The organism is Streptomyces javensis, assembly GCF_039525925.1.
In the GTDB taxonomy this organism is placed as follows: domain Bacteria; phylum Actinomycetota; class Actinomycetes; order Streptomycetales; family Streptomycetaceae; genus Streptomyces; species Streptomyces asiaticus.
The window spans coordinates 1-20,269 of sequence record NZ_BAAAIF010000110.1 but is presented as its reverse complement, the minus strand read 5'-3'; the positions used below and the strand labels follow the sequence as shown (position 1 = coordinate 20,269).

The window sequence follows — 20,269 nt, the reverse complement described above, 5'->3', positions numbered from 1 at the left end:
GCACAACAACCGCGCCAACCGATTCGCCCGCCGATCCAACTCCCCATACGACAGAGCCTCACCACCACACCGCACCGCCACCACATCCGGCGCCGCCGCAACCCGCCCCTCAAACCGCTCCACCATCGAACCGCCAGACAATGTGGTCTCAGTGGCATTCCACTCCGCCACCACCCGCGACCGCTCCACCTCCCCCAACACATCAATCTCACTGACCCGCACCCCCGGATCCGCCGCCACCGCCTCCAACACCCGCACCAACCGCTCAACCAACCCCCGCGCCGTACCCTCATCGAACAAATCCACCGCAAACAACAACGCCCCGCCCAACCCCGCCGGCGCCCCCACCCCATCACGGTGCTCGATCAGCGTCACCGACAGGTCGAAGCGGGCCACGGGGTCCGCGGTCGACGGCAGCGTGCCGACCTCCAGGCCGGGCAGCTCCCAGCTCTCCGGCGCGGCGCTCTGGAGCGCCAGCATGACCTGGAACAAGGGGTTGCGGGCCAGCGACCGTTCCGGGCTCAGCACATCCACCAGCCGCTCGAAGGGCACGTCCTGATGCGCGTACGCGGCCAGATCGGTCTCCCGCACCCGCGCCAGCACCTCGTTGAACGTCGGGTCGGCGCTGACGTCCGTCCGCAAGACCAGCGTGTTGACGAAGAACCCGGCCAGGGCGTCCATGGCCGCGTCGCCACGGCCCGCGATCGCGGTGCCGATGGGGATGTCCGTGCCCGCACCCAGCCGGGCCAGCAGCACGGCCAGTGCGGCCTGGGCGACCATGAACATGGTGGCGTTGCCCTGCTGGGCGGCCGCCACCAGCCGGGCGTGGGTCTCGGCGTCCACGCGCAGGGGTACCGTGCCGCCGCGGAAGGACGACGCGGGCGGTCGCGGCCGGTCGGTCGGCAGCGTCAGCTCCTGGGGGGCGTCGGCCAGGGCCGCGCGCCAGTAGTCCAGCTGGCCGCTGATCACGCTGTCCGGGTCCTCTATATCGCCCAGCACCTCGCGCTGCCAGAGCGCGTAGTCCGCGTACTGCACCGGCAGCGGCTGCCATCCCGGCGCGTCGCCCGCCCGACGGGCGGCGTACGCCACGCCGATGTCCCGCGCCAGCACGCCCATCGACCAGCCGTCCACCGCGATGTGGTGCGCCACGATCAGCAGTACGTACTCCATGGGCCCCGTCGCCAACAGCCGGATGCGCCACGGCAGATCGGCGCTCAGCTCGAAGCCGCGCCCGGATTGCGCCGCGAGTGTCGCGCCGAGTTCTTCCGGTGTGGCCTCCACGACGATCAGCGGCGGTCGGCCCGCCTCGCCCTCGAGCACCCGCTGCCGGGGCTCACCGTCCATCTCCGGGAAGATCGTGCGCAGGCTCTCGTGCCGGTCGGCGACATCACCCAGCGCGGCCTCCAGAGCGGCGATGTCCAGGTCTCCCGATATCCGCAGCGCCAGGGGCAGGTTGTAGCCCGCGCCTTCGCCGACGCCTTCGAGGCGGTTGAGGAACCACATCCGCTGCTGGGCGTACGAGAGCGGCAGCACCTCCGGCCGGGGCCGCGCCGTCAGCGCGGCCCGGGTGGCGCCGTCCTGGCCCGCGTCGAGCAGCCGGGCGACCCCGGCCACCGTCGGCTCCGTGAACAGCTTGCCGATCCCGATGTCGGTGTCCAGCACCGCCCGGATGCGGGCGATGAGCCGCATGGCGAGCAGGGAGTCGCCGCCGAGCTCGAAGAACGAGTCCTCGGCGCCGACCCGCTCCAGGCCCAGTACCTCGCCGAACAGCCCGCAAAGGATCTCCTCGGCCGGCGTGGCCGGGCCCCGGCCGGAGATGGTGGCGGCGAAGTCGGGGGCGGGGAGGGCGGCGCGGTCCAGCTTGCCGTTGGCGGTGACGGGGAGGGTGTCGAGGGGGACCAGGGCGGTCGGGACCATGTACTCGGGCAGCCGCTCGGCCAGGTACTCCCGCAGCCCGGTCAGGCCACTCCCGCCGTCACCGCCGCGTACGACGTAGGCCACCAGGCGCTTGTCACCCTGCCGGTCCTCACGCACGACGACCGCGACCTGGCCCACGCTCTCGTGCGCGGCGAGCACTGCTTCGACCTCACCCGGCTCCACCCGGAAACCACGGATCTTCACCTGCTCATCCGCCCGACCCGCGAACACCAGCTCACCATCGGCCGTCCACCGCGCCAGATCACCCGTGCGATACATCCGCCCACCCGTGAACGGACACGCCACGAAGCGCTCCGCCGACAGCCCTGGCCGACCGAGATAGCCATGAGCGAGCCCGGCGCCCGCGAGATAGAGCTCGCCGTTGACGCCCGGGGGTACGGGATTGAGGTATTCATCGAGGACGAACACCTTGGTGTTGTCGCGCGGCCGACCGATCGGCAACACCGCCGGAGCCACCGCCTCAGGAGCCACCGGATACGTCGTGGCACACAACGTGGCCTCGGTCGGACCGTAAAGATGCCGCACCACAATCCCCGGGCAAGCGGCCTTCACCTGAGCAACCGCACCCGCGGGCACCACATCGCCACCCGTCAGCACCTCCGCCAACCCCGACAAACACTCCGGCGACTCCTCCGCCAACACACCGAACAAACCAGCCGTCACATGCACAGCCGTCAACCCATGCACCTTCACCAAACGCGCCAGCCCCGTCGCGTCCACCCGGCCCGGCGGTGCGACAATCACCTGCCCGCCACTGACCAGCGGCACCCACACCTCAAACACCGCCGCATCAAACGCATGCGGCGCATGCATCAACACCCGACCCCGCGCCGCCGCACTCCAACACCCATCCACCACCAACGCCGCCACCGCACCATGACTGACCGCCACACCCTTCGGCACACCCGTCGACCCCGACGTGAACATCACATACGCCACATCCCCAGCCGAAACCACCACCTCCGGCGCACCCTCCGACCCACCCAACAACTCATCCACCACCACCGCACCCGGCACCCCAAGACCCCCATCCGCCACCACCAAACCCACCTGCCCCAACACCAACCCCCGCCGCGCCACCGGCCACCCCACATCCACCGGCACAAACCCCGCCCCCACCCTCAACACACCCAGCCACACCGCCACCAACTCCACCGACCGCTCCATCACCACACCCACCAGATCACCACGCCCCACACCCCGCGCAGCCAACCCACCCGCCACCCGATCCGCACGCACCCCAAGTTCCGCGTACGACCACTCCTCACCACCCGCACCCACCACCGCCACCGCATCCGGACAAGCAGCCACCCGCGCCGCGAACAACTCCACCAACGACACCCCGGACACCGAACACTCCGTGGCATTCCACTCCCCCACCACCCGCGAACGCTCACCCTCCCCCAACACATCAACCTCACTGACCCGCACCCCAGGATCAGCCGCCACCTGCTCCAACACCCGCACCAACCGCCCCGCCAACAACCGCACGGTCTCTTCGTCAAACAGATCCGTCGCATACAACAGCCCACCCACGAGTCCGGCCGGATCGCCTTCGTCGTCCCTGCGTTCGGCCAGGGTCAACGACAGGTCGAACTTCGCGGTGGACTCCTGCGAGGTCGCCTCCAGCGGCCCGACCCGCAACCCCGGCAGATTCCACCCGCCCTGGGACGCGGGCAGGTTCTGGAGGACGAGCGTGATCTGGAACAGCGGGTTTCGGGAAAGCGACCGGGTCGGGTTGAGGTCTTCGACCAGCCGCTCGAACGGCACATCCTGATGCGCGTACGCCGCAAGATCGGTCTCCCGCACCCGCGCCAGCAACTCGTCGAAACCCGGGTCGGCGGTCAGATCGGTGCGCAGCACCAGCGTGTTGACGAAGAAACCGGCCAGCCCGTCCAGCGCCGCGTCACCACGGCCCGCCGTCGCCGTGCCAATGGGGATGTCCGTACCCGCACCCATCCGCGACAGCAGAACCCCCAGCGCCGCGTGGACGACCATGAACATCGTCGCCCGGCCGCGCCGCGCCAGCTCCACCAGCCGGGCGTGGGTCTCCGCGCCCACCTCCACCGGCAGAGTGCGCCCGTGGAACGTCGGCGTGGCCGGTCGGGGCCGGTCGGTCGGCAGGTCGAGCTCCTCGGGCGCGCCGGCGAGCGTCCGCCGCCAGTGGTCCAGCTGCCCGCTGATCACACTCCGCGGATCGCCGAGATCGCCCAGCACCTCACGCTGCCAGAGCGCGTAGTCCGCGTACTGCACCGGCAGGGGCTCCCAGCCCGGGAGTCGGCCCTGGTGGCGGGCGGTGTAGGCGGTCTCCAGGTCCTGCGCGAGTACGCCCATCGACCAGCCGTCCACCGCGATGTGGTGCGCCACGATCAGCAGGATGTAGTCCGTGGGGCCGGTCCTGAGCAGCCGGATCCGCCAGGGCAGGTCGACGCTGACGTCGAAGCCGCGGCTGACGTGGGCCGTGAGGGCGTCATCGATCTCGTCCTCGGTGGTGTCCACCACGACCAGCGGCGGCCTGCCCGCGGCGGCTTCGAGTACCTGTTGACGCGGAACGCCGTCGCTCGCCGGGTAGATCGTGCGCAGGCTCTCATGCCGGTCGGCGACATCACCCAGCGCGGCCTCCAGCGCCGCGAGGTCCAGTTCGCCGGACATCCGCAAGGCCAGGGGGAGGTTGTACGCCGCCCCCTCGCCCGCGCCCTCGAGCTGGTTGAGGAACCACATGCGCTGCTGCTCGAACGACAGCGGCAACACCTCCGGCCGGGGCCGCGCCGTCAGTGCGGCGTGGGTCTGGCCGGTCGCCGCGTCCACCAGCCGCGCCACGCCGGCTGCCGAGGAGGCGGCGAAGAGCTCCCCGATGGTGAGCTCCGCCTCCAGGACGGCGCGGATACGGGCGATGAGCCGCATGGCGAGCAGGGAGTCGCCGCCCAGCTCGAAGAAGGACGCCTCCGCGTCCACCCAGTCCAGCCCGAGCACCTCGCCGAAGACCCCGGCCACGATCTCCTCGACCGGGGTGGCGGGGCCGCGCCCGGTGGCGCCGCCGAACTCCGGGGCGGGGAGCGCGGTGCGGTCCAGCTTGCCGTTGGCGGTGACGGGGAGGGTGTCAATGGCCATCACGGCCGCCGGGACCATGTACTCGGGCAGCCGCTCGGCCAGGTACTCCCGCAGCCCGGTCAGGCCACTCCCGCCGTCGCCACCGCGTACGACGTAGGCCACCAGGCGCTTGTCACCCTGCCGGTCCTCACGCACAACGACCGCGACCTGGCCCACGCTCTCGTGCGCGGCGAGCACAGCTTCGACCTCACCCGGCTCCACCCGGAAACCACGGATCTTCACCTGCTCATCCACTCGACCCGCGAACACCAGCTCACCATCGGCCGTCCACCGCGCCAGATCACCCGTGCGATACATCCGCCCAGCCGCGAACGGACACGCCACGAAGCGCTCCGCCGTGAGACGAGGGTGTCCCGTGTACCCACGGGCGAGTCCCGCTCCGGCGAGATAGAGCTCGCCCCTCACCCCGACCGGGACGGGATTGAGGTGCTCGTCGAGGACGAACGCCTTGGTGTTGTCGCGCGGCCGACCGATCGGCAACACCGCCGGAGCCACCGCCTCAGGAGCCACCGGATACGTCGTAGCACACAACGTGGCCTCGGTCGGACCGTAAAGATGCCGCACCACAATCCCCGGGCAAGCGGCCTTCACCTGAGCAACCGCACCCGCGGGCACCACATCGCCACCCGTCAGCACCTCAGCCAACCCCGACAAACACTCCGGCGACTCCTCCGCCAACACACCGAACAAACCAGCCGTCACATGCACAGCCGTCAACCCATACGCCCTCACCAAACCCGCCAACACCGCCGCATCCACCCGACCCGGCGGCGCCACCACCACCCGACCACCGCTCACCAGCGGCACCCACACCTCAAACACCGCCGCATCAAACGCATGCGGCGCATGCAACAACACCCGACCCCGCGCCGCCGCACTCCAACACCCATCCACCACCAACGCCGCCACCGCACCATGACTGACCGCCACACCCTTCGGCACACCCGTCGACCCCGACGTGAACATCACATACGCCACATCCCCAGCCGAAACCACCACCTCCGGCGCACCCTCCGACCCACCCAACAACTCATCCACCACCACCGCACCCGGCACCCCAAGACCCCCATCCGCCACCACCAAACCCACCTGCCCCAACACCAACCCCCGCCGCGCCACCGGCCACCCCACATCCACCGGCACAAACCCCGCCCCCACCCTCAACACACCCAGCCACACCGCCACCAACTCCACCGACCGCTCCATCACCACACCCACCAGATCACCACGCCCCACACCCCGCGCAGCCAACCCACCCGCCACCCGATCCGCACGCACCCCAAGCTCCGCGTACGACCACTCCTCACCACCCGCACCCACCACCGCCACCGCATCCGGACAAGCAGCCACCCGCGCCGCGAACAACTCCACCAACGACACCCCGGACACCGAACACTCCGTGGCATTCCACTCCCCCACCACCCGCGAACGCTCACCCTCCCCCAACACATCAACCTCACTGACCCGCACCCCAGGATCAGCCGCCACCTGCTCCAACACCCGCACCAACCGCCCCGCCAACAACCGCACGGTCTCTTCGTCAAACAGATCCGTCGCATACAACAGCGAGCCCATCAGCCCCGTCGGCGCTCCCTCCTCGTCGCGGCGCTCGGCCACCGTCGCCGACAGATCGAACCGGGCTGCCGGAGAGGCGGCCGGGAGACCGCTCACCTCGAGCCCGGCCAGCTCCCACGGGCGACGGCCCTGCGGCAGGTTCTGCATGGTGAGCGACACCTGGAACAGCGGGTGCCGGCCCAGCGAACGGGTGGGGTTGAGATCCTCGACCAACCGCTCGAACGGCACGTCCTGATGCGCGTACGCGGCCAGATCGGTCTCCCGCACCCGGGCCAGCAGTTCGGTGACCGACGGGTCGCCACTCAGATCGGTGCGCAGCACCAGGGTGTTGATGAAGAACCCGGCCAGCCCGTCCAGCGCCGCGTCACCACGGCCCGCCGTCGCCGTGCCGATGGGGATGTCCGTACCCGCACCCATCCGCGACAGCACGACCGCCAGCGCCGTGTGCATCACCATGAACATCGTCGCCCGGCCGCGTTGGGCCAGCTCCACAAGCCGGGCGTGGGTCTCCGCGTTCACCTCGAACGGCATTTCGCCACCGGCGAAGGAGGACACCGCAGGTCGGGGCCGGTCGGTCGGCAGGTCCAGCTCCTGCGGGACACCGGCGAGCGCCTGCCGCCAGTAGTCCAGCTGCCCGCTGATCACACTCCGCGGATCGCCGAGGTCGCCCAGCACCTCACGCTGCCACAGGGCGTAGTCCCCGTACTGCACCGGCAGGGGCTCCCACCCGGGCAGTCGGCCCGCGCGCCGGGCCGCATAGGCCGTGCCGATGTCGCCCGCGAGGATGCCCATCGACCAGCCGTCGGCGGCGATGTGGTGGACGGCGCCCATGAGGACGTACTCGGCCGGGCCGGTCACCAAGAGCCGTACCCGCCACGGCAGTTCGCGTCGGACATCGAACGGCTGGTTCGCGTACGCCGCGAGCTGCGCGGGCACATCGTCCGCGGCGGTGTGCACCACCGTCAGCGAGGGACGGCCCGCCGCGCCGTGCAGAACCTGCTGGCGGGCGACGCCCGCGGTCTCCGGGAAGACCGTGCGCAGGCTCTCATGCCGGTCGGCGACATCGCCGAGGGCGGCTTCGAGCGCGGGGATGTCGAGGTCGCCGGAGAGCCGAAGGGCCAGGGGGAGGTTGTACGCGGCCCCCTCGCCGGCGGTCTCGAGCCGGTTGAGGAACCACATCCGCTGCTGCTCGAACGACAGCGACAGCGTCTCGGGCCGCGGCCGCGCCACCAGCGGCGCCCGGGACTCGCCCCCGAGTTCGCCCACCAGCTGGGCGACGCCTGCGACGGTGGGGGTGGCGAACAGATCGCCGATGCTGACCTCCGCGTCGAGGACGGCGCGGATGCGGGCGATGAGCCGCATGGCGAGCAGGGAGTCGCCGCCCAGTTCGAAGAAGGAGACGTCGGCGCCGACCCACTCCAAGCCGAGGACCTCGCCGTAAAGACTGCTGAGGATCTCTTCGGTGGGAGTGGCCGGACCGCGCCCCTCGGCCGCGTCGGTGAAGTCGGGGGCGGGGAGGGCGGCGCGGTCCAGCTTGCCGTTGACGGTGACCGGGAGGGCGTCCAGGGCGACGACGGCGGCGGGGACCATGTGGTCCGGCAGGCGCTCGGCCACGTACTCCCGCAGCCCGGCAGTATCCACATCCCCATCGGGGACGACATACGCCACGAGCCGCTTGTCGCCGGGACGGTCCTCCCGTACGACCACGGCAGCCTGGCCGACACTCCGATGACCGGCGAGAACCGCCTCGATCTCGCCGGGTTCGACGCGGAAGCCACGCACCTTGACCTGGTCGTCGGCCCGGCCACCGAAGACGAGTTGGCCGTCCCCGGTCCACTTGGCGAGGTCGCCGGTGCGATACATCCGCCCGCCGGTGAACGGACACGCGACGAAGCGCTCCGACGTCAGCCCGGGACGACCGAGATAGCCACGTGCCAAGCCCGGACCCGCGACGTACAGCTCACCCAGCACCCCCACGGGGACCGGCCGCAGTCGCTCGTCCAGTACGTAGACGGCGGTATTGGCGATCGGACGGCCGATCGGCACCGGGCCGGACGGCTCCAGGGGCGCGCTCATCGTCGCGCACACGGTCGTCTCGGTCGGCCCGTACCCATTGACCATCCGCCGCCCCGGCGCCCACCGCTCCACCAACGACGGCGGGCACACCTCACCCGCCACCACCAGCGTCCGCAGACTCTCCGGCAGCTCCTCCACCGTCGCCAGCACCGACGGAGGGACGGTCACATGCGTGACACCGAACTCCGCCACCACCTCACTCAACGACCGCTTCGGCGGCAACCTGTCCGCACCCGCCATCACCAACGCGGCACCCGAAAGCAACGCCATACACATCTCCGACACCGCGGCGTCAAAGCTCAACGACGCCAGCTGCAACACCCGCGCATCAGCACCCACCGCAAACCGCTCAATCTGCGCAGCCGCCAAATTCCCAATACCACGATGCGTCACCACCACACCCTTCGGCCGCCCCGTCGAACCCGACGTATAGATCACATACGCCACATCATCGAGATCCACGGACACCGCGGGCGCCGATTCACCCTCCGCAGACGGATCCCACACCAAGCACTCCACCCCGGCCGGAACCAACCCCCGAGTCCCCTCCGAGCACACGACGAGCGCAGGCGCCGAGTCCTCGACCATCCACCCGACCCGCTCCACCGGATACGCCGGATCCACCGGCACAAACCCCGCCCCCGCCTTCACCACCCCCAACAACACCGCCACCACATCCACCGACCGCTCCAGGACCACCGCGACCAGGTCACCGCGCCCCACACCCCGCGCGGCCAGCACCCCGGCCACCCGGTCCGACCGATCCCGAAGCTCCGCGTACGACCACTCCTCACCACCCGCACCCACCACCGCCATCGCACCCGGCGACAGCTCAGCCCGCTCGTCGAACAACTCACCCAACGGCCCCACCGGCGCAACCCGGTCAGTGGCGTTCCACTCCTCCACCACCCGCGCCCGTTCCCCACACCCCAGCACCTCGACCTCACTCACCCGAGCCGCCGGATCCGAGGCGACCTGCTCCAGCACCCGCACCAGCCGGTCCGCCATCGCGTGCGCGGTGGGCTCGTCGAAGAGGTCCGTGGCATACAGCAGATCGCCGTCGATCCCCACCGGGTTGCCCTCGCCGTCCCGGTGTTCGGCCAGGGTCAGCGACAGGTCGACCCGGGCCGCCGCGGCCCCGGGTGTCATCGGCCGTACCTCGACGCCCGGCAGCTCCCACTCCTGGGGCGGCATCGTCTGTACGGAGAGCATCACCTGGAACAGCGGGTGCCGGGCCAGTGAGCGGGTGGGGTTGAGTTCCTCGACCAGGTGCTCGAAGGGCAGGTCCTGGTGTGCGTAGGCGGCCAGGTCGGTCTCCCGCACCCGGGCCAGCAGCTCCGCGAAGGTCGGGTCGCCGCTCACATCGGTCCGCAGGACCAGCGTGTTGACGAAGAAGCCGGCCAGCCCGTCCAACGCCGCGTCGCCGCGCCCCGCGACCGCCGTGCCGATCGGAAGGTCCTTCCCCGCACCCATCCGCGACAGCAGCAGCGCCAGCGCCGCGTGAACGACCATGAACATCGTGGCGTCGCCGCGGCGCGCGAGCTCCACGAGCCGGGCATGGGTGGGCACGTCGATCCGTACCCCGGCCGCGCCGCCACGGTGCGACGACACGGCGGGCCGGGAGCGGTCGGCCGGAAGTGTCAACTCCTGGGGCGCGTCGGCCAGGACCCGCCGCCAGTGGTCGAGTTGGGCGCTGATCAGGCTGTCGGGGGTGTCCAGGTCGCCGAGGAGACGGCGCTGCCAGAGCGCGTAGTCGGCGTACTGCACCGGCAGCGGCTCCCACACCGGCGCCCGGCCCTCCCGACGGGCGGTGTACGCCACTTTCAGGTCCCTGAGCAGCAGGTCCATCGTCCAGCCGTCCACCGCGATGTGGTGCGCGACGATCAGCAGGACGTACTCCGCGGGGCCGGTCCTGAGCAGCCGGATCCGCCACGGGAGGTCGGCGCCGAGGTCGAAGCGCTCCTCGGTCTGCTCGGCGAGCACCTGCTCGACCCGGTCGGCGGAGGTCTCGAGGACGACCATGCGCGGGCGCCCGGCCGAGGGTTCGAGGACGTGCTGGCGCGGCACTCCGTCCGTTTCGGGGTAGGTCGTGCGCAGGCTCTCGTGCCGGTCGGCGAGGTCGCCCAGGGCGGTTTCGAGCGCGGGCAGGTCGAGGTCGCCGGAGACGCGGTAGCGCAGTGGCAGGTTGTACGCGGCTTCGCCGCCCTCCTGGGCCTCATCCATCTGGTTGACGAACCACATGCGCCGCTGCCCGAACGACAGCGGTACGACCTCCGGCCGGGGCTGCGGGGTGAGCGGAAGCCGCACACGGCCCCCACTGGTGAGCTGGAGCCGGTGGGCGACCCCGGCGACGGTCGGCTCGGCGAACAGCTGCCGGATGCTCAGCTCGGTGTCCAGGACGGCGCGGATCCGGGCGAGCAGCCGCATGGCCTGGAGCGAGTCGCCGCCCAGTGCGAAGAACGACGCGTCGACGCCGACCTGGTCGAGGCCGAGGACGTCGGCGAACAGCCCGCACAGCGCCTCTTCGACGGGGGTGGCGGGGGCGCGGCGGCCGGTCAGGCCCGCGTAGTCGGGGGCGGGCAGGGCGTCGCGGTCGAGCTTGCCGTTCACCGTGACGGGGAGGGAGTCGAGCGCCACCACGGCGGCCGGGACGAGATGGTCGGGCAGCCGTTCCGCCACGTACTCCCGTAGTCCGGCCGTGTCCCCGTCCTCGCCGTGGACGACGTAGGCGACGAGGCGGCGGTCCCCGGGGCGGTCCTCGCGGACCACGACGGCGGACCGGCGCACGGCCGGGTGGGTGGCGAGGACGGCCTCGATCTCGCCGGGTTCCACGCGGAAGCCTCGGATCTTGATCTGGGTGTCGGCCCGTCCGAGGACGACGAGTTGGCCGTCGGGGGTCCAGTGGGCGAGGTCTCCGGTGCGGTACATCCGCCCGCCGGGGGCGCCGGGTTCGTCGGCGGCGGTGAACGGGCAGGCCACGAAGCGCTCGGCGGTCAGCGCCGAGCGGCCGAGATAGCCGCGGGCCAGGCCGGGGCCGGCGAGGTAGAGCTCTCCCGTGACCCCGGCGGGGACGGGCTGAAGGAACTCGTCCAGGACATACGTCTGCCCGTTCTCGAGCGGCCGTCCGATCGGCACCGGGGCGTCGGCGTCGGCCGGGGTGAGCGGATCGCTCAGGGTGACGCAGACGGTGGCCTCGGTGGGGCCGTACGCGTTCAGCATCCGCCGCCCCGGCGCCAGCCGTGCCACCAGCGCGGGCGGGCACACCTCGCCCGCGGCCGCGACGGTGGTCACGGTGGCGGGCAGTTCGTCGGCGGCGGCGAGCACGGACGGCGGCGCGGTCAGGTGCGTCACGCCGAACTCGGCGGCGACGTCGGCCAGCGACCCGTACGGCGGCAACATGTCCCGGTCCGCCATGACGAGGGTGGCCCCGGCGGGCAGGGCGGTGCAGAACTCGGCGAAGGCGGCGTCGAAGCTGGGCGAGGCGAACTGGAGGACGCGCGCACCGGGCCCGGACCCGAACCGGGAGATGTGGCTCGCCGCCAGGCTGCCCACTCCGCCGTGGGTGACCACGACGCCCTTCGGGGTGCCGGTGGAGCCGGAGGTGTAGATGACATACGCGGGGTGTGCCAGGCGCTGTGGCCGGACGCGGTCGGCGTTCCCGGGGGCGGTGGCCGGGCGTGTCGCCAGCGCGGCGGTCACTTCCGGGGCATCGAGGACCAGGCGGGGCGGCGTGTCGGGGCCCAGCACGTCCTCGGTCCCACCGGTGCACAGCACCAGCTTCGGCCGGGCGTCGGCCAGCATGAACGCGATCCGCCGCGCCGGATACCGGGGGTCGATGGGCAGATAGCCCGCGCCCGCCTTGACCACGGCCAGCAGCACGGCCATCAGCTCGACGGACCGCTCCATGGCCACGCCGACCAGGTCCTCGGGGCCGATGCCACGGGCGATCAGCTCGTGGGCCAGCCGGTTGCCGCGCTCCTCCAGCTCCGCGTACGTCAGGCCGTGCTCCGCCCCGATGACGGCCAGGGCACCGGGGGTCCGCCGCACCTGTGCCTCGAACAGCTCGGCCAGCGTGCCCTCCGGCACGCTCCGGGCCGTGTGGTTCCAGTCCTGGACGACGGTCGCCCGCTCGGCCGGGTCGAGGATCCGCAGTCGGCTGAGGGGCACGGTGGGGTCAGCGGCGATCTGTTCCAGCACCGCTGCCAGCCGCCCGGCCAGGGCCTGGACGGTGGCCTCGTCGAACAGCTCGGTGGCGTAGAAGATGTCGCCGCCGATACCGGCCGGGCTGCCGTCCTCGTCGCGGTGTTCGGACAGGTCGACGGAGAGATCGAAGCGGGCGGCGAGGGAGCCGGGCGGGGTGGGCCGGACCTGGAGGCCGGGGAGGTCCCACTGCGCGGGCGGGACGTTCCGCAGCGACAGCATGACCTGGAACAGCGGGTTGCGGGACAGCGAGCGCGACGGCGCGAGGTCCTCGACGAGGTGCTCGAAGGGCACGTCCTGGTGTGCGTACGCGGCCAGGTCGGTCTCCCGCACCCGGGCCAGGAGTTCGGTGAAGGAGGGGTCGCCGCCGAGGTCGGTGCGCAGGACGAGCGTGTTGACGAAGAAGCCGGTCAGCCCGTCCAGCGCGGCGTCGCCACGGCCCGCGGTGGCCGTGCCGATGGGGATGTCCGTGCCCGCGCCCATCCGGGCGAGGAGCGCCGCCAGCGCGGCGTGCACGACCATGAACACCGTGGCCCCGCCGCGCTGCGCGAGCCCGACGAGGCGGGCGTGGGTGGAGGCGTCGATCCGTACGGGGACCAGGCCGCCCGCGTACGACGACACCGCCGGGCGCGGCCGGTCGGCCGGAAGCGCCAGTTCCTGCGGCGCGTCGGCGAGGGCGTCGTGCCAGTAGGCGAGCTGGTCGCTCAGCAGGCTGTCCGGGTCGCCCCGCTCCCCCAGCAGCCGCCGCTGCCAGAGGGCGAAGTCGGCGTACCGCACCGGCAGCGGCTCCCAGACCGGCGCCCGGCCCTGCCGACGTGCGGCGTAGGCCGTACTGAGGTCCCGCGCGAGGACACCCATCGACCAGCCGTCGGCCGCGATGTGGTGGGCCACGATGAGCAGCACGTACTCGGTGGGCCCGGTGACCAACAGCCGTGCTCGCCACGGCAGTTCGGAGCTGAGCTCGAAGCCTCGGGCGGCGTGCGCGCTCAGCTCCGCCTCGACCTGGTCCGCGGGGAGGTCGACGACCACCAGTGGCGGATGCGCCGCGGGGCCGTCCAGCACCCGCTGCCGCGGAACGCCATCGGTCTCCGGGAACACCGTGCGCAGGCTCTCGTGGCGGTCGGCGACGTCGGCGAGGGCGGCTTCCAGCGCGCCGGTGTCGAGGTGGCCGGAGAGGCGTAGCGCGAGGGGCATGTTGTAGACGCCCGCGGCGGCCCCGGCCGCCCCGGCGACCCCGGCGGCAACTGCGCGCTCCGCGTCCTCCGCGCTCTCTGCGCTCTCCGCACCCTCCGCGCCCTCCGCGCCCTCCGCCTCTTCGCCCGTGGTCGCGAGCCGGTTGAGGAACCACATCCGCTGCTGCCCGTACGACAGCGGCAGTTGCTCGGCGGGGCCCTGAGGGCGCGGCTGTGGCTCCAGCGGTGGCCGCGCGTCGCCGTGCTCGGCGTCGATCCGGCGTGCGGTGTCGGCGACGGTCGGGGTGGCGAACAGATCGGCGATGCGCAGTTCGCTGTCGAAGACGGGCCGGATGCGGGCGATGAGTCGCATGGCGAGCAGGGAATCGCCGCCGAGCTCGAAGAAGGAGGTGTCGGCGCCGACCTGGTTCAGCCCGAGGACCTCGGCGAAGAGCCCGCAGAGGATCTCCTCGGTGGGGGTGGCGGGCGCGCGGCCCTCGGTGGTGCCCGCGGTGTCGGGGGCGGGCAGGGCGACGCGGTCCAGCTTGCCGTTGACGGTGCGCGGCAGCGCGTCCAGCACGACGATCGCCGGGATCATGTACTCGGGCAGCCGGTCGGCGGCGAGGCTGCGCAGCGCCGCCAGGTCGAGCTCACCGGTGGGGACCACATACGCGACGAGGCGCCGGTCCCCGGGGCGGTCCTCGCGGATGACCACGGCGGCCTGGGCCACGGCCGGGTGGCCGCTGAGGACGGCCTCGATCTCGCCGGGCTCGACGCGGAAGCCACGGACCTTGACCTGCTCATCGACCCGCCCCGCGAAGACCAGATCACCCTCGGCGGTCCACTTCGCCAGGTCGCCACTGCGATACATCCGCCCACCCGGGACGGCGAACGGACAGGCCACGAACCGCTCTGCCGAAAGCCCCGGCCGACCGATATAGCCCCGGGCCAGACCCGCACCGGCGATGTACACCTCGCCCGTCACACCCACGGGCACCGGCTTGAGGAACTGATCGAGCACATAGACACGGGCATTGGGAAGAGGACGGCCTATCGGCGGGGCCTCCTCCAGCATGGCCTCCAGCGGAGTGGCGGTAGCGGTGGTGATGACGGTGGCCTCGGTCGGCCCGTAGGTGTTCCACACCCGAGCACCCACCGACCACCGACCCGCCAGCTCCGCACTCAACCGCTCCGCGCCCAGCACCCAATTGCTCACACCCGGCACGGCATCCGGATCCAGCACCCCCAGCAACGACGGCACCACACTCGCCACCCGCACCCCACACCGGCCGATCATCTCCGCCAGCGCCCGCGGATCCTTACGCTCCTCCGCACTCGCCACCGCCAAAGTCCCACCACCGGCAAGAGTGACCACGACATCGAGAACAGCGGCGTCAAAGCTGAAGGACGCGAACTGCAACGCCACCACGCCCGCGTCCATCCCCAGCACGGGACGCATCGCCTCGGCCAGATTCGCCACCCCACCGTGAGCGACGGCCACGCCCTTCGGCCGCCCCGTCGAACCCGACGTATACATCACATACGCCAACTGACCCGGGACGATGACCGTCCCCAGCGGCTCCGCCGAGAAGGCATCGGCACCGTCGAGAAGGACCGCGCGGGCGTCACCCAGAGGGACGCCATCGAGGCAATCGGCCGTGCCCAGGACCACCTCGGCGCCACTGTCCTCGATCACGAAACCCAGCCGGTCGGCCGGATACTCCGGATCCAGCGGAACGAACGCCCCACCCGCCTTCCACACCGCCAACTCCGCCACCACCATCTCCACCGACCGCGGCAAACACAGCGCAACCCGCGACTCCGGGCCAACACCAGCACCGGTCAACAACCGCGCCAACCGATTCGCCCGCCGATCCAACTCCCGGTACGAAAGCGCCACTTCACCGCATCGCACCGCCACCACATCCGGCGCCGCCCCAACCCACCCCTCAAACCGCTCCACCATCGAACCGCCAGGCAGTGTGGTCCCGGTGGCATTCCACTCCGCCACCACCCGCGACCACTCCACCTCCCCCACCACATCCAGCCGACCGACCAACGTCTCCGGATCGGCCGCCATCTGCCCCAGCACCCGCACCAAGCGGTCAAGGAGCCCCTGAGCCGCCTCGGGGTCGAACAGGTCCGGGCGGTAGTCCAGCCGCAGCCGCAGCTCCTCCGTCGGGTGGACGCCCAGCGACAGCGGGAAGTTGGTGGACTCGCGCATCGCCGTGTCGGTGATACGCAACCCAGCGGCCGCCGCCGTGGAATCCTGCGCCCCGACAGGGTGGTTCTCGAACGCCATGATGGTGTCGAAGGTGGCGCCGGGCCCAGTCTGCCGCTGGATCTCGGTGAGACTCAGGTGCTGGTGGTCCAGCAGCGCCGACTGCCGTTCCTGTAGCTCCGCCAGCAGCTCGGCGACCGTACGTGCCGGGTCCAAACCCACCCGTACGGGCAGCGTGTTGATGAAGAGCCCCAGCATGCTCTCCATGCCGGGGAGGTCGGCGGGGCGCCCCGCCACCGTCGCGCCGAACACCACATCGCGGCGGCCGGTGAGCCGACCGAGCACAACGGCCCAGGCGGCCTGGATCACGGTGTTCAGGGTCAGGCCGTCGCGGCGGGCGAGGTCCCGCAGTCGGCCGGCGAGTTCCGCTCCGGCGTCGGTGGCCGCCTTGCCGGAGGCGACCGGGGCGGTGGACTGCCCGCCCGGTGCCACCAGCGTCGGCTCGTCCGCGCCCGTCAGTTCCTGCCGCCATGCGTCCCGCGCGGCTTCCTTGTTCTGGCGGGCGAGCCAGGCGAGGTAGTCACGGTACGGGGTCACGGGCGGCAGACCCCGTGCGCTGCCCCCGGCCTCGTAACACGCCCACAACTCCCGCATCAACACCGGCAGCGACCAGCCGTCCAGCAGGATGTGATGCAGCGTGACCATCATCCGGTACTCATCCGGCCCGACCTTGACCAGCAACACCTTCAGCAACGGCGGCACCGCCAGGTCGAAACGCCGCTCCCGCTCCTCGATCCCCAACCGCTCCGACCCCGCACGCGCCGCATCCGCGTCCAGCCCGGACAGGTCCTCCTCCCGCCACGGCAGGGTCACGCCCCGGGCGATGACCTGCACCGGCTGCGCCACCCCGGCCAGCTGCCGAAAGCCCGCGCGCAGGCTCTCGTGCCGGTCGAGCAGCGCCTGCCACGCATCGCGCAGCACCGCGGGGTCCAGCTTGCCCTCCAGGTCCAGCACGAGTTGCTCGACATAGACGTCGATGCCCCGCTCGTCGTACACCGCGTGGAACAGCAGGCCCTCCTGCAACGGCGACAGCGGCCAGACGTCCTGGACTCGCATCTGAGTCATCGTGCTCCCCCCTTGTCCGCGAGTTCCGCTTCGAGCGCGTCGATCTGGCTCTGGTCGAGCGTGATGAGTGAGAAGTCCGACGGTGTGTGGCCGCCGCCGGAGCCGGTGGTGTGGGTGGCGAGGCCGGTGAGCATCGCCAGCCAGCCATCGGCGAGTCGCCGCATGTCGTCGGGGTGGTGGAGGTGCTGGGGCCAGGCGAGTGTCAGGGTGAGCAGCGGGCCGTCCGGCAGGTCGCGGACCAGGCCGACGGCCTCGAGGGCGTGTGCCAGCGGGACCTCGTCGCCCACTCCGCCGCCGAGACCGCCTTCGGGGGCGGCGGACCAGGCGGCAGCCGTCTGCTCCGGTGGCCCATCGGCGAAGCGGCCCAGGTAGGTGAAGCCGATCTGGGCGGTGGGCAGCGCGGCGAGCGCTGGCGCGGTCTCGGCGTTGAGGTACCGGAGCAGACCGTGGCCGAGGCCGTCGCCGGGGACGGCGCGGAGCTGTTCCTTGATGCGCTTGACGGTCCGTCCCGCCACCGGTCCGCCGCCGCGCAGCCCGGAGAAGTCCTGTGTCGCGGGGTCGAGCCGCACGGGGTACGTGCTGGTGAACCAGCCCACCGTACGGGCCAGATCGACACCGCCGGACGTCCGGCCGTGGCCTTCGACGTCCACCAGGACCCCGTTCCGCGCATGCTGCCCGCGGTGCCGCCGCCACTCCGCGACGGCGGAGGCGAGGGCGGTGAGCAGCACATCGTCGATCCCGGCGTGGAAGGCGGCCGGGACCGCCGTCAGCAGGGTGGCGGTGAGCTCGCTCGAGGCCGTCACGGAGACTCGCCGCAGCGTGGCACCCACGTCGCGGGCCGGGTCCAGGGGGCAGTCGCCGAGTGGTGCGTCGGAGCCGCGCAGCAGCCGGGTCCAGGCGGGGAGTTCGGCGAGCCGCGGTTGGCCGGTGGCTTCGGTCCGCAGGGCGCGGGCCCAGTGCCGGAAGGTGGTGGGCACCGGTTCCAGCACGACCTCACGACCGGCGGCCAGGTCCGCGTACGCCTGTGCGAGGTCCGGGATGAGGACGCGGAGGGAGATCGCGTCCACGGCGAGGTGGTGGACGGTGATCAGGAGCCGTCCGGGGGTGCTCGGGCCGAGGTCGAACCAGACCACCTGCGCCATCACTCCGGCCCGCGGATCGAGCCGATCCGCGGCGGTCCGCGACTGCTCGGCGATCAGTCGCTCGAGGTCTCCCCCGGCCCTGCCGGCGTCGACTCGGCGCACCCACGGAGCCACGGATGCGGTCGGGGGGACGAGGAGGCGGGGTGCGGGCCCGGTGTCCAGCCGCGCCCGCAGAATGTCATGGTGATCGACCACCGCTTGCACGGCAGCGGTCAGCGTCTCCAGCCGCAGCCCCGCCGGAACCATCACCACGGTCGACTGGAACACCCCAGCTATGCGTTCTGCTCCGGCCCGGTCCAGCAGCTCATGCATGACGGGGGTCAGCGGCACCTCGCCGGTGCCCGAATCGCCGCTTCCCTCCAGGCCATCGGCGGTGGCCACATCGCGGGCCACCACGGCCAGGTCCGCCGGGGTCCGTCGCTCGAACACCTGCCGGGCGCTCACGGCCAGACCGGCCTTACGCGCCCTGGACACCAGCAGCATCGACATGATCGAGTCACCGCCGAGCTCGAAGAACGACGCATCGGCACTCACCTCATCGAGGCCGAGCACCTCGGCGAAGAGCCCACAGAGGATCTCTTCGGCCGGTGTCTCCGCGGCCCGGCCCGACGTCATCTCGGCGGTGTCGGGGGCGGGGAGCGCGGCGCGGTCCAGCTTGCCGTTGACCGTCAGCGGCAGCGCGTCCAGTACGACGACGGTCGGGACCATGTACTCCGGCAACCGGTCCGCGGCGAACTCCCGTACGCCCGCAACGTCCAGCTCCCCGTCGGGGACCACGTACGCGACCAGCCGCTTGTCCCCCGGCCCGTCCTCGCGGACCACCACCGCGACCTGACCCACCCCCTCGCAGGCGGCCACCACCGCCTCGATCTCACCCGGCTCCACGCGGAAACCACGGACCTTGACCTGCTCATCAACGCGCCCCGCGAAGACCAGCTCACCCTCGGCGGTCCACTTCGCCAGATCGCCACTGCGATACATCCGCCCACCCGGGACGGCGAACGGACAGGCCACGAACCGCTCGGCCGAAAGCCCCGGCCGACCGATATAGCCCCGGGCCAGACCCGCACCCGCGATGTACACCTCGCCCGTCACGCCCACAGGCACCGGCTTGAGGAAGGTGTCCAGCACGAACACCTTGCTGTTGGGCAGCGGGCGGCCAATCGGAGGTGCCGTACCCAGCCCTGGGTCGAGGGGCAGGGCAGTGGCGGTGGTGATGACGGTGGCCTCGGTCGGCCCGTACGTGTTCCACACCCGAGCACCCACCGACCACCGCCCGGCCAGCTCCGCACTCAGCCGCTCGGCGCCCAGCACCCAATTGCTCACACCCGGCACGGCCTCCGGGTCCAGCACCCCCAGCAACGACGGCACCACACTCGCCACCCGCACCCCACACCGGCCGATCATCTCCGCCAGCGCCCGCGGATCCTTACGCTCCTCCGCACTCGCCACCGCCAAAGTCCCACCACCGGCAAGAGTGACCACGACATCGAGAACAGCGGCGTCGAAACTGAACGACGCGAACTGCAACGCCACCACACCCGCGTCCATCCCCAACACCGGACGCATCGCCTCAGCCAGATTCGCCACCCCACCATGGGCAACGGCCACGCCCTTCGGCCGCCCCGTCGAACCCGACGTATACATCACATACGCCAACTGCCCCGGGACGACGACCGCCCCCAGCGGCTCCGCCGAGAAGGCATCCG

The 20,269-nt window shown here is 71.7% G+C and carries 2 protein-coding genes; both read right to left on the bottom strand.

Going from position 1 to position 20,269, the window contains the following annotated elements; all coding sequences use genetic code 11:
* A partial coding sequence (locus ABD329_RS45105) for a non-ribosomal peptide synthetase (RefSeq protein WP_344317998.1) occupies positions 1-17,418 on the bottom strand: 17,418 nt, incomplete at its 3' end.
* Positions 17,415-20,269 (bottom strand): AMP-binding protein (locus tag ABD329_RS45100; RefSeq protein ID WP_344317997.1); only part of this gene is annotated, 2,855 nt, incomplete at its 5' end. The genes ABD329_RS45105 and ABD329_RS45100, both read right to left, overlap by 4 nt.